The 20,083-nt window shown below is 45.4% G+C and carries 21 protein-coding genes; 3 read left to right on the top strand and 18 right to left on the bottom strand.

The genetic code is table 11. The annotated features are described in order from the left end of the window. Positions 1–357 precede the first annotated feature (357 nt). The 8 genes from glmS to ppc all read right to left on the bottom strand — a co-directional run bounded on the left by glmS (position 358) and on the right by ppc (position 11,373). Positions 358–2,190, bottom strand: coding sequence for a glutamine--fructose-6-phosphate transaminase (isomerizing) (gene glmS / locus ABIE27_RS29765; protein WP_123065965.1), 1,833 nt, complete (start codon positions 2,188–2,190; stop codon positions 358–360). 156 nt (positions 2,191–2,346) lie between these two features. Beyond that, complete coding sequence (locus ABIE27_RS29760; protein ID WP_123065966.1) at positions 2,347–2,583, bottom strand: hypothetical protein; 237 nt, start codon at positions 2,581–2,583, stop codon at positions 2,347–2,349. Positions 2,584–2,956: 373 nt separating this feature from the next. Further along, positions 2,957–4,297 (bottom strand): phosphoglucosamine mutase, encoded by a 1,341-nt coding sequence (gene glmM, locus ABIE27_RS29755; protein WP_429352149.1) that lies wholly within the window; start codon positions 4,295–4,297, stop codon positions 2,957–2,959. Between the two features lie 82 nt (positions 4,298–4,379). Beyond that, the gene (locus ABIE27_RS29750; RefSeq protein ID WP_429352148.1) at positions 4,380–5,888 is read right to left on the bottom strand and encodes a CdaR family protein; all 1,509 of its coding nucleotides are present in this window, start codon (positions 5,886–5,888) and stop codon (positions 4,380–4,382) included. After that, positions 5,881–6,720, bottom strand: coding sequence for a diadenylate cyclase CdaA (gene cdaA / locus ABIE27_RS29745; RefSeq protein ID WP_090924354.1), 840 nt, complete (start codon positions 6,718–6,720; stop codon positions 5,881–5,883). The genes ABIE27_RS29750 and cdaA overlap by 8 nt, the downstream gene beginning before the upstream one ends. 289 nt (positions 6,721–7,009) lie before the next feature. Next, complete coding sequence (locus ABIE27_RS29740) at positions 7,010–7,624, bottom strand: zf-HC2 domain-containing protein (RefSeq protein WP_123065969.1); 615 nt, start codon at positions 7,622–7,624, stop codon at positions 7,010–7,012. A gap of 135 nt (positions 7,625–7,759) precedes the next feature. Then, positions 7,760–8,326 (bottom strand): RNA polymerase sigma factor SigW, encoded by a 567-nt coding sequence (gene sigW, locus ABIE27_RS29735; RefSeq protein ID WP_090924356.1) that lies wholly within the window; start codon positions 8,324–8,326, stop codon positions 7,760–7,762. A 254-nt stretch (positions 8,327–8,580) separates the two neighbouring features. Beyond that, on the bottom strand, positions 8,581–11,373 hold the full coding sequence (gene ppc / locus ABIE27_RS29730) for a phosphoenolpyruvate carboxylase (protein WP_123065970.1): 2,793 nt from the start codon (positions 11,371–11,373) through the stop codon (positions 8,581–8,583). 580 nt (positions 11,374–11,953) lie between these two features. Between ppc and ABIE27_RS29725 the strand changes: the two genes are divergently transcribed. Beyond that, positions 11,954–12,313 (top strand): WGxxGxxG family protein, encoded by a 360-nt coding sequence (locus ABIE27_RS29725; RefSeq protein ID WP_123065971.1) that lies wholly within the window; start codon positions 11,954–11,956, stop codon positions 12,311–12,313. A 404-nt stretch (positions 12,314–12,717) separates the two neighbouring features. Here ABIE27_RS29725 and ABIE27_RS29720 read toward each other — a convergent pair whose 3' ends face one another. Beyond that, complete coding sequence (locus ABIE27_RS29720) at positions 12,718–12,966, bottom strand: helix-turn-helix transcriptional regulator (protein ID WP_429352147.1); 249 nt, start codon at positions 12,964–12,966, stop codon at positions 12,718–12,720. 174 nt (positions 12,967–13,140) lie between these two features. On the opposite strand from ABIE27_RS29720, the gene ABIE27_RS29715 reads away from it, so the two are divergent. Beyond that, entirely contained in the window at positions 13,141–13,353 is a 213-nt protein-coding gene (locus ABIE27_RS29715; RefSeq protein WP_429352146.1) for a helix-turn-helix domain-containing protein, read from the top strand. A gap of 477 nt (positions 13,354–13,830) precedes the next feature. After that, positions 13,831–13,965, top strand: coding sequence for a hypothetical protein (locus ABIE27_RS29710; RefSeq protein ID WP_429352145.1), 135 nt, complete (start codon positions 13,831–13,833; stop codon positions 13,963–13,965). Between the two features lie 18 nt (positions 13,966–13,983). On the opposite strand, the gene ABIE27_RS29705 is transcribed toward ABIE27_RS29710, so the two are convergent. The 9 genes from ABIE27_RS29705 to ABIE27_RS29665 all read right to left on the bottom strand — a co-directional run bounded on the left by ABIE27_RS29705 (position 13,984) and on the right by ABIE27_RS29665 (position 20,065). After that, complete coding sequence (locus tag ABIE27_RS29705) at positions 13,984–14,211, bottom strand: helix-turn-helix domain-containing protein (protein WP_429352144.1); 228 nt, start codon at positions 14,209–14,211, stop codon at positions 13,984–13,986. Positions 14,212–14,419: 208 nt separating this feature from the next. Beyond that, a complete protein-coding gene (locus tag ABIE27_RS29700; protein ID WP_429352143.1) occupies positions 14,420–14,545 on the bottom strand; it encodes a hypothetical protein in 126 nt (41 codons plus the stop codon). Between the two features lie 189 nt (positions 14,546–14,734). Then, positions 14,735–15,679: a glycoside hydrolase family 25 protein gene (locus tag ABIE27_RS29695; RefSeq protein ID WP_429352142.1), complete on the bottom strand. Its 945-nt coding sequence runs from the start codon at positions 15,677–15,679 to the stop codon at positions 14,735–14,737. Further along, positions 15,666–15,944, bottom strand: coding sequence for a phage holin family protein (locus tag ABIE27_RS29690; RefSeq protein ID WP_429352141.1), 279 nt, complete (start codon positions 15,942–15,944; stop codon positions 15,666–15,668). The genes ABIE27_RS29695 and ABIE27_RS29690 overlap by 14 nt, the downstream gene beginning before the upstream one ends. 2 nt (positions 15,945–15,946) lie before the next feature. Then, a complete protein-coding gene (locus ABIE27_RS29685; RefSeq protein WP_429352140.1) occupies positions 15,947–16,342 on the bottom strand; it encodes a hypothetical protein in 396 nt (131 codons plus the stop codon). A gap of 89 nt (positions 16,343–16,431) precedes the next feature. Continuing rightward, positions 16,432–16,563 (bottom strand): hypothetical protein, encoded by a 132-nt coding sequence (locus ABIE27_RS29680; RefSeq protein WP_429352139.1) that lies wholly within the window; start codon positions 16,561–16,563, stop codon positions 16,432–16,434. Between the two features lie 55 nt (positions 16,564–16,618). Next, the gene (locus ABIE27_RS29675; RefSeq protein ID WP_429352138.1) at positions 16,619–17,107 is read right to left on the bottom strand and encodes a hypothetical protein; all 489 of its coding nucleotides are present in this window, start codon (positions 17,105–17,107) and stop codon (positions 16,619–16,621) included. A gap of 14 nt (positions 17,108–17,121) precedes the next feature. Then, a complete protein-coding gene (locus ABIE27_RS29670) occupies positions 17,122–19,893 on the bottom strand; it encodes a hypothetical protein (RefSeq protein ID WP_429352137.1) in 2,772 nt (923 codons plus the stop codon). Next, positions 19,847–20,065, bottom strand: a complete 219-nt coding sequence (locus tag ABIE27_RS29665) for a hypothetical protein (protein WP_429352136.1) — start codon at positions 20,063–20,065, stop codon at positions 19,847–19,849. Before ABIE27_RS29665 ends, ABIE27_RS29670 begins: the two co-directional genes overlap by 47 nt. Positions 20,066–20,083 lie beyond the last annotated feature (18 nt).

Here is a 20,083-nt window from a genome sequence, read left to right as displayed (position 1 = left end):
ATTTATACTTTTCATTTTAACTTTAATTTTAATTTACTTTTGTTTTGTAAAGATTAGCAGAGTTGAAAAATACATCGTTGTCGATTTAACAACTATTTTACGAAATACATTTGCTTGCAATTTCGCGATACGGAAGTTAATCCCTCTTCTTCGTTCGGTCCCTTGCATTTTCATTATGACGAATAATCAAGATTGCATAGTATATTTTAGAGAACTAAAAAAGGGAGCCACGAGTCAATCTCTCGGGCTCCCTTTTCGATCTTAAAACCATTTATCATACATTTTAATTCAACACTCTGTTACTGGTTCATAACTTTTTATCACTGACACTCTTGTTTGTTCATTCAAGCCTAGATTTTACTCAACCGTTACACTTTTCGCCAAGTTACGTGGTTTATCGACATCGTGACCCAGAGCGAGGGAAGCGTAGTATGCCAGCAATTGCAACGCTACAACAGACAGAGCTGGGCTTAGAAGCGGCAATGTCTTAGGAATCGCAAACGCTTGGTCAACGGATTTCAGCAATGGAGCTACGTGCTCTTCGTAGGTAATCGCCAGAACGTCCGCACCACGTGCTTTTACTTCTTTGATGTTACTTACCGTTTTCTCCAGTACGTTCTCCTGTGTTGCCAAGGCAATAACAGGGATACCGTCTTCGATCAGCGCGAGTGTACCGTGTTTCAACTCACCTGCAGCATATGCTTCAGAGTGGATATAAGAGATCTCTTTCAGCTTCAACGAGCCTTCTTGGGCTACCGCATAATCGAGACCACGGCCGATGAAGAAGAGATGTTGATGTTTGGAGATTTGCTCCGCATATCCTTTAATCGCATCTGCCTGCTTCAGCATGGATTCCACTTGCTCAGGCAGTGCTTGCATCGCTGCCAATGTATGTGCAATCTCATCCTGAGTTTGTGTTCCACGTACTTGTGCAAGGTATAGACCAAGCAGGTTGAACGCGATCAGCTGGGAAGTATATGCCTTAGTGGAAGCTACGGCGATCTCAGGACCAGCCAATGTAGCAATCACATCGTCTGCATCACGTGCAATCGAGCTACCCACAACATTTGTAATCGCCAGTACATGCGCACCGTTAGATTGAGCTTCACGCAGTGCTGCCAGCGTATCTGCTGTTTCACCGGATTGGCTCACGACAATTACAAGCGTATCTTTGTTTACAATTGGTGAACGGTAACGGTACTCGGAAGCTACATCCGTTTCAACCGGAATACGAACCAATTGCTCAATCACTGTACGTCCAACCAGACCTGCATGATACGCCGTACCACATGCAATAATCTGAATGTTACGAATGTTTTTAATTTGCTCTTCCGTCATTTTGAGCTCAGGAAGCTGCACTCTTTTGCCTTCATTGTCGATGCGGCCCAGCATTGTATCACGATATGCTTTTGGTTGCTCATGAATCTCTTTCAACATAAAATGCTCAAATCCGCCTTTTTCCGCGGTTACTGCATCCCAATCGACACGAATCATTTCCCGAGAAATAAAATTGCCCTCAATCGTCATCAATTCGACAGCATCATGTGTCAATACAGCCATTTCACCGTCATTCAGAATGTACACATTACGTGTATGTTCCAGAATTGCCGGGATATCGGAACCAATGAAGTTCTCGCCTTCACCAACACCAATAATCAATGGACTAGCTTGACGCACAGCAACGAGTTTCTCAGGCTCATGCTCTGTCAATACACCCAGTGCGAATGCACCACGCAACAACGTGATCACTTTTTGCACAGTTTTAACAATATCACCATTGTATTCACGTGCAACCAGGTGAGAAATGACTTCTGTATCCGTCTCGGAAGTAAACGTGTGACCTTGAGAGATCAGCTCATCCTTCAGCTCCAGATAGTTCTCAATAATACCGTTATGCACAACGGAGAACTTCTGGCTTCCATCCGTGTGTGGATGGGAATTCTCGTCCGAAGGTTTACCATGCGTTGCCCAGCGAGTGTGTCCGATACCGGCATTACCTACCAGCGGAGCACCATCCAGCTTTGCTTCAAGGTTCGCCAAACGTCCTAGAGCTTTAGTGATTTGCAGACCTTGCGGTGTAAATACAGCGATCCCTGCAGAGTCATAACCACGATACTCGAGCTTTTTCAATCCTTCGACCAATACCGATTGAGTGTTCTTATTACCAATATATCCAACAATACCGCACATAATTTAGTTCCTCCGTTTGTATATGAATACTGTGTCTGGAAGAGAAACAGGCAGAGGTGGACGTATTGGAAAATGATAGATTGCTTACCGTATCATGAATATCATTTCCTATTCAGTTATCAATGATCAGAACGGCCATCTGCCGTCCCGCTGTGTTCATGCTCTATTACGAATGCAATCATGAATGTACATCATTTTCCCGTCCGCGCACTGTTTACGCTCTTCACGCACATTCATTTTAATTTTTATCTGATCCTCTGCACCTACCGGCGCGTTGTGTGGACAGTCACCCATCCATTTTCCGCGATCCGGTTTACGGCTCTGGTGCATCACCGGGAGGTCCCCGCCGAACAATCCGAACACCTCCACCTCGTCAGCTTGATTGCCGTCCATGTTTACTATGCTCTCTCCTGATTAGCAAAAGAGACATCCATCAACATGCGTCCCGCGCAACTCCAAGCTCTGGCGCTTGTGTAACTGTAACCTTACAATCCTCACTTTCCGTGTCTGAATGACGACTCCACTTATTATATGCACCTTAAGTCCATTTTGCAATGGAGCAAAGTACCTGTAACCATTTCAGCATATTTACCCACGCTCCTGGCCAAATAATCAGACCCATGGTCTTACCCAGCCAGGACGCAGGAACAATGAATCAATCGTTAAAATATGGAATTAAATCCGCTTCTGTATAAACATATGCCAAGAAATCAATTTTGTGAAAAATAACACTCAAATCGCATGACAACAGGCTTTTTTCAGTAGACTATACCAGTTCTTTTTGCACAACATCTGCAATCTGGGATACGAACTGCTCTAGCTCATCTTTATCTGGCCCTTCAGCCATAACACGGATCAAGGACTCGGTACCCGATGCACGAACAAGCACACGACCATTATCCCCCAGCTTTTCTTCTACTGCAGCGATTGCTTCCCCGATGGCGACATTTCCTTCGTATTTGCTCTTGTCTTCAACACGGACGTTAACCAGCACTTGTGGGTACTGTGTCATGATTGCTTTCAACTCACTCAGCTTTTTACCTGAAGCCTTCAATGTGTCGACAAGTTGAATCGCTGTTAGCATGCCATCTCCCGTTGTATTGTAATCCAGGAAAATAACGTGACCCGATTGTTCGCCGCCCAGATTATATCCTCCACGACGCATCTCTTCCATCACGTAGCGGTCACCAACAGCCGTTTTGGCCGTTTTCAGCGCAAGCTTCTCTGTTGCTTTGTAGAAACCAATATTACTCATAACGGTAGACACCACCGTGCTGTCTTTCAACTTGCCTGCCCGATTCATCGCGTCTCCGCAAATGCACAGAATAAAGTCACCATCCACCTCGGCACCTGTTTCATCAATAGCAATCAGACGATCGGCATCCCCGTCAAAAGCAAGGCCAAGATCCGCTTGATGTTTCAGCACCTCTTGCTTTAAATGCTCCGGATGAGTCGAACCGCACTGCTCGTTAATGTTCAGACCGTTCGGCTCAGCGCCAATGGCAATAACTTCAGCACCAAGCTCACTAAATAATTTTGGCGCCAGTTCATATGCTGCACCATTGGCACAGTCGAGTATAATTTTGAGACCAGAGAACGACTCAGATACGGTTGTTTTCAGATAATCCAGATAACGATAGCGAGATTGCTCATCCATCGTCACGGTTCCAAGACCTGCACCAACGGGGCGTGGCAGTTCATCTTTTACAGCATCCATCAGTTCTTCAATCCGGTTCTCCGTCTCATCTGACAGCTTGAAGCCATCTCCACCGAAAAATTTGATGCCGTTATCCTCAACGGGATTGTGGGAAGCCGAGATCATTACACCCGCGTCTGCTTTGAGCAAACGAGTAATGTAAGCGACACCTGGAGTAGACACAACGCCCAAACGAATAACGTCGGCACCAATAGACAACAGACCCGCTACGAGTGCTGATTCCAACATAAGCCCGGAGATTCGTGTGTCCATACCGATCACTACTTTAGGTCTTTCCACTCCACCTGCAAGCACATAACCACCACAGCGTCCGATGCTGTACGCCAGCTCCGCCGTCAACTCTTTATTCGCAACCCCTCTGACACCATCTGTACCAAAATATTTACCCATGATCTAACTCCTTCTATTTCATCATATATGAGCACATCAATATCATTTTTAAATTTTAAAATAAAAAAATGCATAATTACGGTTACGGATTAGAACCAGATTTACTACCGTTGTTGTTATTACTTGTATTGTTGTTTACACTACCACGACTGGTTGATGAACTTCCCTGCTGGCTTTGATCCTGCTGTTCCGTATTCGATTCGTTTGGCTCTTCTACAGGATCCGTGTTTGGCTGTCCATTCTCAACTTCAGCTGGTGATGGATCTGGCCCTGATGGATTATCTTCACCTTCACCCGAATTTTGCTCAGGAGGAGCAGTCGCATCTTCCGCTTTCTCACTGATCTTAACCGTAGCACTTAAATTATTGGATGCCTCATCCAGCTTGGCAAACCGGGGCAAGTCAGCTTCCAGTTTAATCTCATGTGTGCCCACACCAAGTCCCTGGAGATTGGCCGTAAGCTTGATGTCATCACCACTTAGACCTTCAAGCATGCTTCGTGACCCGCTTAGCGTAATGTTCTGCCCACCACTTTTTGGAGTAACCAGCTCACCCTCCAGCCCGTTTCCCACACCCGTTAAATGAATCGGCACGTTGGGAAAGACTTTGGTCGTTTTTTCCACCTCATCATATGGGGACACCGTTACCTTGATCTGAATCGAACTAGGCTCGATTTTCTCAGAACCAGAAGGCGGCGTCAAGTCCACGTTAACTGTAGAGGTACCAGACTCCGCAAATTGCGTAAGATCAAGAGTAGCTTGGTCGTAGGACTGTATACCTGCAAGTGCTTCCTCACTCCCATAAATCGAGACTTCTTTCACGCTCGGCTCGACCGATGAGAGCACCAGACCCTCCGGTAACTGTCCTGAATATTTGATCCTCAAGGGAACTTTTGTGTAGGGCTGATTGACTGGTACTCGTACTTCAACCGTTTGGGGTGATATAGTTGCATTCTCGATGAATTTACCCTCGGCATCATATGCCTGAAGCTTCACTTTTTTCTGAATTACATCTTCCTTCGCATCTTTCACACTGACACTGCCCTGAACACTCGCTACAGCATCAAGCTGTCCTTCCGGCAAAGTTACCTTAACCGGAGCAGAAGGCTCAACCACGGGCGTTCCAGCCGTATATCCAGCCGAAGGCTCTCCTTCGGGTACAATATTCACGTTAAACGATTTGGTGCCCAATTTCTCCACGTTCACCGTCACCATGGACGGTTCCATGCTGACCACTTCAACACCGGAAGGCAGATCAGGTACAAGCGGCAGTGTATTCGAACCATCCTTAACCTGACTCAAATCAACCAGAACCTTATAATCATCATTAGTAAAAATTGATGTCAGCATCGAACGCTGCCCTTTGATCTCAAGTCGCACCTCATCTGTGCTAAGTGACGTAAGAACATAAGCATTACTATCCAGCCCGTAAGGCTGAACAGGCACAGTACGCTCAACGACCTTGCTGGATATCCCCGTTGTAATGGTTGGCGTTGTTGGTACCTCATCCAGATGAATCATGAACCAGAGAAGCAGGCTCACCGCCAGTGCAAGTATTTTCGCAAAGTTATTGTTGTTAAACCATTTATCCATTGTTACGTCCCCCCTTCCGTTTCCAGAAGGTTGACCATGCATTCTTTTTGCTCAAATTGGAGGTTGGACGCAATTCCTCATACAGCTTCGCAATCAGCGACTCTTCCTTGATATCACGAACTACCTGTCCGTTCATCGCCAGTGAAACTTGCCCTGTCTCCTCCGAAACAACCAGACAGATTGCATCGGCCACCTCCGTTATTCCAATCGCCGCACGATGGCGTGTTCCCAATTCCTTGCTTATAAATGGATTTTCGGATAATGGCAGATAACAAGCTGCTGCAGATATTTGTTTTCCTTGTATGATGACTGCCCCATCATGGAGCGGTGTGTTGGGAATAAAAATGTTAATCATCAGTTCAGAACTGACAAGAGATTGCATCTTGATCCCGGATTCCGTGTAGTCATTCAGTCCTGTTTCACGCTCGAAAACGACAAGTGCCCCAATTTTACGGCGGGACAAATAATTAACGGACTTAATAATTTCACCAATTAACACGGTTAATTCTTCATCACTTGCGGCGGCTGAGCGTCCAAACAGTTTACCACGACCCAATTGCTCCAAACCACGACGGAGTTCCGGCTGGAATATGATAAACACTGCAACAACCCCAAACGTAAACATCTGGTTCATTAGCCATTTAAGTGTATACAAATTTAGCCATGTGCTTAACGCCCAGATCAACACAAGGAACAAAATTCCTTTCAGAAGCTGAACCGCGCGTGTACCTCGCACAAGCAAAATCAGTTTGTACATTATATAGGTAACGATCAATATATCGATAACGTCCTTAATGGACTCTTTCCACGTTAAGTCAGCAAAATAATTCATAAGCCAGCCCCCGCTATCCCATTGATGAGTAAACTCTGATCTCATATTAACCATTCGGGATTTTGTATAATCCCTTCTTCGCATTTATTCAATGCTTATCTATATGTAGTATGTTCTCATTACTATCTAGGTTATAACGTTACCGTTCAGGTTGCAAGTTACTCCAGTCACAAACTGCATATAAGCTTCCTTTTTGCACTTTTTCTGTCATTTAGGCAATAAAAAAAGAGTACCCCACGCAATTCGGAGGTACCCTGCTTGGTATATACCCGTGAAGGTTTACCCTCACTTAGCGGTAAGCCACTTCATTTACCATATTGGTTATTTTGTACCAAAACCAGTCCAGCGCCTGATCAATACTTTTCACCTGACCTGAGACGTGCGCTGTAGAAGCTTGAAACAGTTGTCCGTCGATGACCGTCAGATTGCCATTCACATCTCCATATACCTGAGCGGTTCCATTCTCTATCGTAAGATCGCCAGCAACTGACTTACCTTCTGGAACAATAACCGTGTTGCCTTGAATCACGAGCTGATCCAGACTGTTCCCCTTAACGACCATTTCGTTGTTCTGATTCCAGAAATTGAAGGCGCTAAAGAGCATCACGACCAAAAAGAAGGCTGCCGCCGTCAGCGCGGGGTGTCCTTTGACCCATCTGAGCCATACTTGCTGTCTCTTGGGCTGTGGCAGAGCATTCATAATTCGATTGGTCAGCTCATCCGAGGCAGACGGTGAATAGTGTTTCATGGCAAAGAGTAGCATTTCCGTCTGTTCCAACTCTTTAAAGCGCATGCGACAATCCGGACAGATCAACAAGTGGCTTTTCAATTCAGTCTTCTGTTCCGGGGACAACGACTCATCCAAACATTCATGCATTAAAGAGACGGCCGAGTTGCAATCCATATGAGAGCCAATCCTTTCCTTAGACACTTAGTCCATGCACCTGCAAAAAGCATGCATAAGACTTGCATACATTTCATACGCACCCGTTTCAGATATGTTTCAAATTATTTTGCCCAAAATTACGAGTGATCGTGGTTATAACTTATATTCTAGCTTTTTGCGCAGAAAATCACGGCCCCGGTGCACCCTTGTCTTGATCGTTGTTACGGGCATACCTGTGACATCACTGATCTCCTGTAATGACAAGTCCTGTAAGTATCTCAAAACCATAACGGACTTATACTTGGCTGGTAAGCTATCAATTGCCTCACGGATGAGGGTTTGCGTCTCGGAAAGCAGTGCTTCACTCTCCGGTGTTCGATCATCACTCGGAAGCATCGCATAACCGTCAGATCCTTCCTGATCATTCAGCTCAGCATCAAGTGAATAGGAAGGTTTCTTTCTACGTAACCGGTCGATACACAAATTTGTTGCAATCCGGTAAATCCATGTCGAGAATTTCTGATTCGGATCATACTTTTCCATATTTCGAAACACACGCAAAAACGTCTCCTGAACAACGTCCTCTGCTTCGTGACGGTTGCTCAGCATCCGATATGCCAGATGAAACAGCTTGTCCTTGTATAATTCAACGATTTCTGCGAAGGCTCTCTGGTCACCCTTGAGTACCAGCTTCACAAGCCTGTTCTCCAAATTGTCCACCCTGATTCCCCCAGACATGCTGATGGGTCTTCCGTCTTCTGATACCCGTCCACACTTGTAATTCACCAATCAAATCGTAAATCAACTTTGGTCAAAAATCAAGACTGTATGTCAAATATGCTCCAAAAACAGTAAAAACGGGAACTCCAGTAGGAGTCCCGTCTAGTCTCACCTTTAAAAAGGAGAGATGGATATATATTTTGTTGCATAAATCATTCACCATATAAATGGTGTGAATGATCACTGATCAAACATCAACCTGTATTCCGCAATCCTGCTGCAATACCATTAATGGTCAACAATACTTCCCGAAGTAGTTCGGTATCATCCTCACCACGTTCACGCATGTCACGCAGTTCACTGAGCAACTGTACTTGCATGTAGGAAAGTGGATCAACATACGGATTACGCAGACGAATTGATTCCTGAATTACCGGTACATCATCCAGAATTTCAGCCTCACCCGTAATTTTCAGGATCAGCTCTTTAGTCAGCTTGAATTCAGCTTCGATCTGACCATAGATACGATCACGTGCCTCTTTGTTGGAGGTCATCGCCGAGTATTCTTTGGCAATTACAAGATCTGCTTTGGCAATCGCCATCTGCACCGTATCAATCAGCGTGCGGAAGAACGGAAAGTTAGCATACATGTCTTTCAGGACGTTCAGGTTTTCCTCTTTGCCCTGATAGTAACTTTGCAGCCCCGTACCTGCCGCATACCATGCCGGAAGCAAGTAACGACTTTGGGTCCAGGCAAATACCCAAGGAATCGCACGCAAGTCTTCAAACTTGTCACTGCCCTTCCGTTTGGATGGACGTGAACCAATGTTGAGTTCACCTACTTCTGGAAGCGGCGTAGACTCCTTAAAGAACGTGAAGAAGTCCGGGTCACGGAAAATGAGATCCTGATACTTCGTCAGTGACACTTCCGAGATGTCTTTAATAATCTCATCCCAAGCTTGCTCAGACGCTGACTCTTGCGGCTCCAGACCATTCAAAGCCGCTGTGATTAGCGCCGAAGTAGCCTGCTCCAAACTGCGGTAAGCAATTCCTTGGAGAGAATAACGAGATGAAATAACTTCACCTTGTTCCGTGATCTTGATCCCGCCGCCAATCGTATGAGGAGGTTGCGCAAGAATACTACGGTTCAGTGGCATGCCGCCACGTCCGAGCGCTCCGCCGCGTCCGTGAAAGAACTTCAGCTTCACACCATGCTCATTGCCCACAGCCGTAATCGCGTTCATCGCTACGCGCAGTTCCCAGTTTGCCGTAACTACACCGCCATCCTTATTACTGTCGGAATATCCAAGCATAATTTCGTGTAACTCATTACGTCCAGTCACGCTTGCACGATATATAGGTAAGTTAAACAACCGTTGCATAATTTCGGATGCTGCATGAAGGTCGTCAATCGTTTCAAACAATGGTACAGCTTGCAGTGTAGAGATCACTTCACCGTTTGCGCCTTTGGAGAACAAACCAACCTCTTTGGCAAATACCATCACTTCAAGTAGATCACTTGCTCCTTGTGTCATACTGATCAAGTAACTCGTGATACAGCCTGTACCGAATTCATTCTGTGCACGCTTAATTGCCCGGAAGACATCCAGACACTCTCTCGTTCCTTCCGTGTACTGATGATAAGGAGAAGTAAGCGGTCTTGGATCATCCAGCAAACGAGCAAGCAAATCGATTTTTCCGTCTTCTGTCAGACGGGCGTAATCATCTACAATATTCATTTTCGCCAAAATTTCCGACATTGCACTTTCATGCTCCTTGCTGTGCTGACGCACATCCAGCGCTGCTGTATGGAAACCGAACAGCTCTACCTGACGAATCATTTTGCGAACGGTTGTATCCGCTACATAGTCAGCAAAATGGTGACGCAGGCTGCGGTCGATAATTAACAGATCATCAATCAGGTCCTGAGCATTTTTATATCGATCCGGCTGACCTACCTTGTTCTCATCAAGAACATTATTCAGCTTGGCAATCATGTAAGCCAGTTTAATGCGATACGGCTCTTTTTCATTACGCCAAATGTCCACTTTTTTCAAAGCAACACAGTTGCGATCCTGCTCAATCGACTGCGCCAGTTCATCCGAGATATGGATGATGTTGGTGCTGAAGCTGAGATGACCCATAAGTTCAATCATAATCCGCTGATACTCACGCAAAGCTAGCTTGCGTTGCATGAGAAGCGTTTGCCATGTTACATCTGAAGTTACCGATGGATTTCCATCCCGGTCTCCACCAATCCAGGAACCGAACCGCAAATACGTCGGCACATGCCAGTCATGGTCTGGATAAAATTTATTCAGGCAGCGTTCCAGCTCCTGATATACATCCGGAAGTACATGGAACAACGTTTCATGAAAGTAATACATCCCGTTTCGCACTTCATCGAGTACGGTCGGCTTGCGATCGCGTAGCTCGTCTGTCTGCCAGAGCGTAATAACCTCATTCAAAAGTTTCTCACGCAGTTGTTCACGTTCACGCAACGTCAGCGTAGGATTGTCCAGCAGCATGACATCTTCTGAAATCCGTTTATGAATATCCAGAATAACCCGGCGCATCGCTTCTGTCGGGTGAGCTGTCATCACGAGTTCCAGTGATAAATCATCTAGAATCTCCTCTACTTCGGTATGAGACAATCCACGTTCTTTTAAGTCCTGCACTGCCTTTTCAATCGAACCTGGCTGTACAGCATCTCCTGCAGAACGCTCATAATCCCGTTTACGCCGAATCCGATGGTTTTGTTCAGCAATATTAACTAATTGAAAATAAATTGCGAAAGCTCGAATAACCTGATGACGATTGTCCGAGTCTAATTCCTGGATCATCGTTTTGAACTCTTCATACAGTTCTGGCAAAAACTCTGCACGCAACGATTTGCTCGTTTCCCGAATCTTCTCAACGACATCTAGAAGCTCCGTGCCGCCTTGATGGACAAGAACTTCTCCGAGTATGTTGCCCAGGAACCGCACGTCTCGCCGAAGCAGGTTGTTGGATTGGCTTTTGCTGGCGGTTACCATAGTTTCAGTCATGCTTATCCTCCCATCTGATCGTTCCATTCGTACACGTAAATTTGACACCTTCATAACATCATACAATAAAATGGTACGAAAATCTTTATTTTTCTACTAGTAAAAATGGGGATTATCCCCGAAATACATCACAAAAACACGCTTTTTTATTCATTTTCTTATTCTGCTTCTATGAATAGCCATATGCTGTCGCATGATACCTTTTTCACGTACTTTTTACACCTTGGACGTCTCATAACTAATCTAAAAAATTCATAATTATGCAGTCTGATTATTTTAGGTTTGAAATACGGAAGTAAGCTTTCAATTCTCCAGCTTTAGCTCTCATTGATAAACAGACGTTCCAAAGAAACATGACCGGCAAAGCAAGCTTTTGTATACTTTACCACACTGACGTAATGAATTAAAGAGAAATTTCGATATTCTAACACTTACCTTTGTCTTTCGGCTTATTTCTTATGTATTTCACGGCAACTTTGTTCGTCCCCCATAACTTAACACTCCGCCTGCTACATAATGTTCTTGTGAGTTTGGGCAGATTACTTGATAGTTCGTACAACATAAAGGAGGAGTTCACATCATGAAAAAAGCCACAACTATTATTGCTTCTATGTTAGTTGTTGCCGCAATGGCTGGTTCTGCAGGTGCTGAAGGGCATATGAACAACGGAATGGATACCAACGGTTCACGTGTCAAGTCTTATCAGAACAGCAACTACATGGACCGTACAAACAGCAACTTGAACATGAACATGGATGGTAACTATCGTACGAATGGTGATTACCGAAACAATGGGGATTACCGCACTAACAGTGTACGTACAAATGCAGCTACAACAACAGACCGCGACAACGGAATGGACTGGGGATGGCTTGGTTTGCTCGGGTTGCTGGGACTGGCCGGTATGCGTAAGAGAGCAACAGATCATCACGAGCGTTAATTTATTGATGTTTTTGTAAAAAAGATCTTCGCTACTAAGCTGGTTATCACTGACCTTTAGCGTAAAGCAACTATAAGAGAGCCAACCCCTTTGTGTGAAGCGATACACAAAGGGGTTGGCTCTTGAATACATACAAGGCAATCTGTGCCTCAGATCGCCCCTTAACACGACATATCAACATCTCAGATATATTATAGAATATGCAAAAAAAAGTCCCTGCTATAAATGCAGAGACTTTTTTTGAATCAGTAAGCGGGTGATGGGAATCGAACCCACGCTATTAGCTTGGAAGGCTGATACTTAGCATAGAACACGCATCACTGATACGAAATAAACAGCATATTAAAAGGAAGTTAAATTTCTTCAAGCACGATTAATACGCATATGACGAATATGTATTACCATCAACGGACACCAAAAGGACACCTATCACAGAGTACATAACCCGCATTTATTGTAAAGTCTATATCGTCAATTCCCCTCCCCACTGCCTTGGTTATTTTCCCTGCCATTCTAGTTGATAACTTCCCTGGATCATTTTCAAATTCTATCATCCTCTGTTCTGTTACGCCTATAAGCCTAGACATTTGTTCTATAGTAAAACCTGCTTGTTTTCTCGCTTCTGCAATTCCAATCCTTTTACCCTCACCCATGATGATAACACCCCTTTTTGTCTTTTGATGAGAACTTGTGTTCTTATTTTAATTTAGTTTTCCTGTATTTTCAATATAAAGCAGAATTACCGCCATACTCTTTTACAGTTATTTTCTCTGTGCTATACTCATTTCGATGATTAGGAAATATTTAGCTTAAAAGGAGCGTAATCTTTGAAAGTCTCCCGCGGGAGATGCCGAATAGATATTCTACTCAAAGAACGCGGATTGAAGCGGAGAGATCTAGTGAACGCCACTGGTTACAGCCGACACCTTATATCCAACTGGGCAAACAATCACGATAAAATGTCTGCAGATGCGATGCTTACTGTCGCGCACGCCATCGGCTGCCAAGCTGAGGAACTCTACGATCTTATCTTTGAGTGAGCCGTCGGCTCTCCCCCGGGATTTTTGTATGGTTAAGCCATACAAAATATTCGGAAAATTAATGTTTATCATATGAAAATAATACCTTTTTCCTAAGACTGTTTGTGTCGTAATGTGTCGAACGTCCCGAAGGTAAAACTTTACATCTCTAAACTTCATGAAACGGCTCATTAACTTTGTAGCAAAGATATACCTATCATCATACACGGAACACACGTTCCTGTGAACCGATATCATATTGTCGAATACATTCTACATTGTATAGTATACTTATACTCTCAAGGTTGTTTTTTGGGATGATTTAGGGATGGTTTTCAGCATTTTTCTAGACGAGAGGAATACACATCTATGAACCTATACAGAATGGAAATTATGGAAAACGGGTTCTCTCTTCACGTTTTCTATAGTGAGACTGAGGATAGAGGGCTTAAACAATGCAAAGAGTATGCGTCATCGTTTCAGCGGAAGGTTAGTAACATGGAAATAAAAGTCATTATCCAGAAGAGGGACAAGCAAGCGAATAGATGGAATTATAAAGGCGTGCCATTCGAATATTATAAAACCCTGACGAAAAAACCTTTGAAGCCGAAAGAGAAAAACCCACCGGAATGACCTGGTGGGTTCAAAACTTCATTCATATGGTCTATACTTCTCACGCAACTCTTCCGCCTCTCGCTTCCGTTCCTCAACATCTGATCTGAGAAAGAGACGAACTGACCCGGACTCTTTAATTGGAAGCAGCTTCTTACGCTTCACCAGTGAAGAAAGGTTCTGCTTTGATCCACCAAGCATTTCCACCGCTTCGCTTGCTGTTAGTACATTCTCTTGTATGATGCGGATCAGATCGTCCCGTTTCATCAAATCACCTCATAAGCAATATTACGATTGTAGCAACACTGAGCCCTAAAGAAAGCAAGCTAAGAAACAAAGTCACTTTAGTTATTCTTGACATACTCATGATTATACATGCTCCCTTCGCGCTATGCTATAATAAGGGAGAGAAAGAGAAGGAACTCACACGGTCGGCCTTTGGGATTAACCGACCGTGCTTGCCCTCAAGTCCCGCCTATCGGCTAAGGACTATGATGAGGTTGACTACTGCGGTGACTAAGCTGACGATGGCCGTGAGAAGCGTAACCAGCTTGTCTACCGGGAGTTCCTTTTTCTTTCTCTTTCTCTTTTTTCTCTTCATGTGCTCACCTCCTATATATAATATACCATACCTATTTACCTAGGTCAATAGGTATTTGCAAATATCTATGCTATTCTTGAGTGATTTTTGACTCCTCAAAGTTGAGGGGTCGAATTACAAGGATGAACGCAAAAAAGGCCCCGCCAGCTATATACTGGTAGGGCCTTTGATATTCCCAAGCGTTTGGGATTATTCCTGAGTTGCTTCGATCTGTTTGAGTCGCTTATCCAAGTCAGTGACATCCCCGTTCACCTGAGCTAACAAGGCCAGTAAATTCTTCCTGAGCCTGTTCACCACGATTCCAGCTTCTTCCCTTGTTATGGTCGCCCCTGGACGTGTGCCGTCGAAATATCCGTTGGCTGTAACCTCTTCCCATGTAACTGCTGCCCACGGGCTGACAATGTTGATATCCCTTTCTGGCACTGGTTGTGTCACTGGCTTATCCCCCTTCACTGGTTCATTCTTCTTTGAATACTTGGCCCGTAACTCTGCAACCGTGCCGTCAAATTCGTTCAGATCCACCGCACCGCTAATTCCGTCAACCTTACGATTCCCCCGTGGCAGATAGCCCCCTGCTGATCCGTCCGAATATTGCCAGAAGTCCCAACGAGTCCAACCAGATGCGTCAGCAGGCGTTTGCGCGCTGTAGCGTGCAATCCATAATGGGTAGCCGCTCAGACCGCTGAAATTGTCAATGAATGCGGGGTAAGTGTAGACCAATGGCTTTACCCCTGTCAGCTTATGAATCTCTTCCAGGAACGTCTTGGCTACTGCGGTAATCGTCGTTTTGCTGTAGCCTTTTTTATTGGACTCATAATCCATAACTGGTGGTAGATCGAACACGCCGATCCCACCAGCATCCTGAATGGCTCTGTAGAAATTCTGTGCTTCTGCCTTAGCTGCTTCCACACTCCCCGCCGAATCATCCACGTAATGGTAAGCACCGATCAGAAGGCCAGCCGCTTTAGCATCCTTCACGAATTGCAGGAACTTTGATGAACGAAAGGACTTGCCTTGTGTGGCCTTGATAAATACGAAGGAAATCCCATCCGCTACCACCTTTTTGAAGTCGATATTTCCGTTATGATGTGATACGTCAATGCCCTGTGCATTGCCCTGTTTACGCGTCTGCATCTGTACCAGCTCCCTTTTTCGTCTGCTTCACCAACTGATTACCATAGACAGCCACAGCGCCCACTAGAACGCCCTGTACCACGCTCTCGACGCTCAGGCCAAGCATCAGGATAGAAAATACAATAGCCACACCAGAAACGATATAAATAATAGTCCAATCCTGCACCTTCGGCGTCTTCTTGAGAACGTACCCGATCACCCAGCAGGCTGCCAATACGATCAGCAACCTACCATCAATTAATCCCTGAATGATATCCCATTCCACAATTACATTCCCCCTAACTTAATAGCTGCCCACACCGCCGTAACGATCAGGCCAGTAACACCAGTCAACACCGCACCGTACACTGTGCGTTTGAGCCACTTCTGATCCTCATCATGTTTGTTCAAACGGGTTTGCGAATCGACTGAGTTGCGCTTGGCTTCATGGGCCACATCGGCAATTTTTTTCAATTCGGCTTCAAGCTCAACACTTCGGATTGCCACTTGCTGTGCTGTCTGCAAGGCTTCTTTGGAAACGTCCCGCACTTCTGCCAAACCTGGAGCCAATGCCGCCAGCGGCTTTAGAGCTTCCTCGATCCGCGCTAGTTGAACCTTTAAGTCCACAATCGTATTTACATCCTGAACCTGCATGTCGTTCACACCTCCTGCTCCTGTTCCCATTCGTCAATCCCCCATCTCTCTCTGTATATGGAAAAGCCCTCTGACCACTCCAGAGGGCATAAAAATAGCGCACTACTTGGGTACGCCTGTTACACGATATTTCCGTTTTGGTCCATCTCTGCCGCTTCCAACGCAGCAGCCACCTTCTCCCGGCTTCCTACTGGCACTTGCTCCAGCTTGATCAATCCTTTATGAATCATCATTACGTATACAGCTAACATCGTCTCACCTCCCCTCATGAGTGCTACAGCCCAATGAATCAGTAACCTAGCAAGCTTAACCCTCATCTGGTGTCACCACACTGAGCACAAGCATGTGTAACTCCATAAGAGCAAGTTGATTGGCATTGCTCTCTTGTGCTAAACGTTTGTTCTCGGCTTCCGATTCTGCCAGCCGTTGTTTTAATAGATCAAGTTCGGACGGTTCTTCTGGCTTCGGTTTTGTCAGCTCGTCAATCTCTTCCTGACTTAATCCCTCAGTCCATAGGTCAGGAAAAGTTTCCTGTACTGCGTCCTGGTATGCTTCCCATGCCGCCAAATCAAAGCGCGGGTGAAACAGGCCAGCCGGAACCGGCACACCAACCAGATACCCCGCAATCGCTGGCTCAACCTCTTCCTCCGGGGCTTCCGGTTGCTCGATCAGATCGGGATCAAATACCACAGGCTCAGGCTCCGCATAAAAAGGGACGACACCACTAAAGGTATCATCCACCAACTCGTCCTCTATATAGAGTCCGTCTGTATTTACTTTAGGTACGGCTTTCATCGCTCATCACTCCTTTATTGTTCAGCTAGGTAAGCTATGCCACTGAGACTTATCCACTCAGTCCCAAAGTTTGAAACGGTAACATCACCGTTCGAACCTATCTGCACCCAACATTGCACGGTGTTAGAGGTGTTGGATGATAAAACACCTATTTGCAGATTGGATGCTGGTCGATAACCAATGGGCAATTTTGCTATTGTTCCATTTACAACAGCTTTGGGTAGTCCCCTAAATACGACTAATCCATCAGTTAACTTTTTGTATTGCAATGATCCTGTTGCGCCGTTAATGAGTGTTGCTGTAATCCAAGCAGGATTATCTTTCTCAGCCTTCTTGCTCTCCAGTACAGATATCCGCGTTGTATTCTCCTGAATCGACTTTACAGTATCTAACAACAGAGCTTTTTCATTCTTTGCATACGTACCAGTAATATCCACAGCTGGATACTTGTCTAACATCAGGTATGTGACGCTGTAGGACTGGGTCGAGTCGAAGTTTTTAGAGTTCTTGTATAGGCGCTGTGCCCCCCAACTATCAGCATTGGTAGAGGTTGACCAATCATATACTTGTCGGCTATTTGCATACACATAAATGAATTTACTTACCTTGTACGCAAGTTTAGTTGCAGCTGCCTGACTATTAACATAATAATTGTTGTCAGGGGTGAGTAAAGCAGGTTTGACGCTTTCACGCAGTACAATCCCCGTACCTACTTCAATCTGATTATCCCCGTCAATAAACGTCAATTGCCCCTCAGACGTGAGGGGTTCGACAACTGGCGTTGCTAGTTGGTATAGGAATTGATATGGCGTCCAGTTTGGCGCTAGTGTAGTAGGAAGCGTGGTCGTTACACCTGAATAATCAGAGTTTAATGAACCAGATACGCCATTGTTGCGATACACCCAGTACCTAGTACCAGTTCCGTTATATGTGTTGATAGCTTGCACTCCGTCACAGATTTTCCATCCCAAAAAGTATGCCTTAATCTCATCATCGCTTGGATTGTATGATGCCCCCCACCCACTATCCACGTTAGAAATAGAAATTTGAAAATTATCGAATACCCCGTTAGCGCCTGATGAGCCAATATTTAAATTATCCGGTGCGCTGTTTACGGTATTGTAATCAGTCTCTTTGATCACCTTGCCTTGATACTTCGTCAGCGTACCTGATCCGTCAATGGCTGGTGGCCCCGGTAACATTGCGTTAACAACTTTAAAACCAGTAGCACTCCCCCACAATGTAAAAGTTAGAGCCGCATCCAATGAAGCCTTGCGCCACTTAGCCAATTTGTAGTACTGACCTTCACGCTCAAACACATTATCAGGGTTTGCTCCAGTGTCTGGATTGGCGTGTAGCTCTGTTTGCAGGGCAAGCATGGAGTCTTCGCGCGGTTTGAACGGCAAGGTGGTAGAGCCTATATTGAGCATTGGATTTGCAATAGAATACGCACCATTAAGAACACTTGAAGGCGTAGTATTACTCCATATAACTTCAAGATAAACTGTATTTGTCGGTACTGTAATCACGCTTGAATCTATTCGGGATGAAATACGTGTTTTGCTAGCATCACATGCATACAAGTAAAGAGAACTATTAACCACCGTGGCCGAAATGCTGTAGACCTGACCAGCTAAAACTGGGATGTAAGTACGCAAATATTTAATGGTACTGTCTGATACAGATGCATTCGCTTTGTATTGATCAGTTACATTGCCCATACCGGCTAATTGATTATCCCATTCGTAGAGTGGTGGCAACAGATTCGTCCCATACCGGATCACATACGGGTTAAGTACCCCATAGATACCGATCTGGCTTTGATAGTTAAGCACTGTCCGGCCTTGCAGTCCCGCCAGCTTAATCGCTGCATCTTGATTGGCATCAACTACACGTACACCGGGTTGCAGTGTTATGGATGCACGTTCTGGAGTGTCCAGCCGATCCTTAATTATTCCCACCTGATTATCTGTGTAGTCCTTGGATACTTCCTCTGCGGCATCTGCTTTAGCCTGGGCCCCCGTCTTAGATTCCCCATCCACTCGGACAAACTTGGCATCTGTACCGCTCATCAGGCCGCTGGCTCCGTTTGTAACGGCATCAGGAATTACATCTGATCCACCAGTGATATGAGAGGATGCATGAGCACCAGGCGTAGCGGTTCCCGTAGCTGTCACAGTAACTCGCTTAGAAGCTGGATCGGTTGTAACGGTAATCCCGGTTCCCCCTGTCAGTTGCAACGTATCAGACTTGCTGGAAGCTTCTACATCGTTAACTTTTGCAAATGCGTTCTGATTGACTTCGGCCCCCTCTTCGATTCCATTCAGTTTATCCTGATCCTCTGCTGTTACATGGATATCCGTATCCGCTGCATGGCTGTCCAAATTGCTTTGTACGGCGTCCGTCTCAGCTTTACGTGCAATGTCATCTGCTACCGCTGGAGCGGCTACCTTGGCACGACCTGCGGCGTCACGTTGCATCAGCGTGTCCGGTGTTGCGGCGTTCGTGCTGGCATCCATTTTGAGCTTGTCGGCTGAACTCATAAAGCCTGCCGCATTTCCCTTAGCATTGGGATGCTCATCTGCCCCGCGTGCTTTGTGGGCTGTCAGAGCGGCATCTGCCGCGGCAATGGCTGCTGTCTTAGCGGCGTCTGCTTTAGCCTGGGCGTCTGCAGGTGTTCCTTTGGTATCCATCTCAGTTTGTACACGGTCAAAGGCTACATTGATAGTTTGAAAATCCTCACTGATCTTTTTCGTTCCGACCAGGTTCCCGTACCGATTCGCCATTCGTAACAACTCCTTTCAGTAGCTTATCAATATCCGTTTGAATCGTGCGAAGGAATGCCACCTGAGATTCAAGCGTGGGCAGCGTATCCAGCATGGCACGAATGACTAAAGGGCACTCACGGAAAATGTCTGTAATATCCACAGAGAGTTCAAGCACCTTTTTAACTTTCAAATAATGCACCTCCAAAGG

Source organism: Paenibacillus sp. 4624 (assembly GCF_050435065.1).
GTDB classification, from domain to species: Bacteria; Bacillota; Bacilli; order Paenibacillales; family Paenibacillaceae; genus Paenibacillus; species Paenibacillus amylolyticus_D.
The sequence above is the reverse complement of the archived record's forward strand: the minus strand, read 5'-3'. Positions and strand labels throughout refer to the sequence as shown.

What these genes read in the sequence shown, in the direction of transcription:
- glmS (WP_123065965.1), bottom strand. Translation starts at nt 2,190, where the DNA reads ATGTGCGGTATTGTTGGATATATTGGTAATAAGAACACTCAATCGGTA.
- ABIE27_RS29760 (WP_123065966.1), bottom strand. Translation starts at nt 2,583, where the DNA reads ATGGACGGCAATCAAGCTGACGAGGTGGAGGTGTTCGGATTGTTCGGC.
- glmM (WP_429352149.1), bottom strand. Translation starts at nt 4,297, where the DNA reads ATGGGTAAATATTTTGGTACAGATGGTGTCAGAGGGGTTGCGAATAAA.
- ABIE27_RS29750 (WP_429352148.1), bottom strand. Translation starts at nt 5,888, where the DNA reads ATGGATAAATGGTTTAACAACAATAACTTTGCGAAAATACTTGCACTG.
- cdaA (WP_090924354.1), bottom strand. Translation starts at nt 6,720, where the DNA reads ATGAATTATTTTGCTGACTTAACGTGGAAAGAGTCCATTAAGGACGTT.
- ABIE27_RS29740 (WP_123065969.1), bottom strand. Translation starts at nt 7,624, where the DNA reads ATGGATTGCAACTCGGCCGTCTCTTTAATGCATGAATGTTTGGATGAG.
- ppc (WP_123065970.1), bottom strand. Translation starts at nt 11,373, where the DNA reads ATGACTGAAACTATGGTAACCGCCAGCAAAAGCCAATCCAACAACCTG.
- ABIE27_RS29725 (WP_123065971.1), top strand. Translation starts at nt 11,954, where the DNA reads ATGAAAAAAGCCACAACTATTATTGCTTCTATGTTAGTTGTTGCCGCA.
- ABIE27_RS29720 (WP_429352147.1), bottom strand. Translation starts at nt 12,966, where the DNA reads ATGGGTGAGGGTAAAAGGATTGGAATTGCAGAAGCGAGAAAACAAGCA.
- ABIE27_RS29710 (WP_429352145.1), top strand. Translation starts at nt 13,831, where the DNA reads ATGGAAATAAAAGTCATTATCCAGAAGAGGGACAAGCAAGCGAATAGA.
- ABIE27_RS29705 (WP_429352144.1), bottom strand. Translation starts at nt 14,211, where the DNA reads ATGAAACGGGACGATCTGATCCGCATCATACAAGAGAATGTACTAACA.
- ABIE27_RS29700 (WP_429352143.1), bottom strand. Translation starts at nt 14,545, where the DNA reads ATGAAGAGAAAAAAGAGAAAGAGAAAGAAAAAGGAACTCCCGGTAGAC.
- ABIE27_RS29695 (WP_429352142.1), bottom strand. Translation starts at nt 15,679, where the DNA reads ATGCAGACGCGTAAACAGGGCAATGCACAGGGCATTGACGTATCACAT.
- ABIE27_RS29685 (WP_429352140.1), bottom strand. Translation starts at nt 16,342, where the DNA reads ATGGGAACAGGAGCAGGAGGTGTGAACGACATGCAGGTTCAGGATGTA.
- ABIE27_RS29680 (WP_429352139.1), bottom strand. Translation starts at nt 16,563, where the DNA reads ATGTTAGCTGTATACGTAATGATGATTCATAAAGGATTGATCAAGCTG.
- ABIE27_RS29675 (WP_429352138.1), bottom strand. Translation starts at nt 17,107, where the DNA reads ATGAAAGCCGTACCTAAAGTAAATACAGACGGACTCTATATAGAGGAC.
- ABIE27_RS29670 (WP_429352137.1), bottom strand. Translation starts at nt 19,893, where the DNA reads ATGGCGAATCGGTACGGGAACCTGGTCGGAACGAAAAAGATCAGTGAG.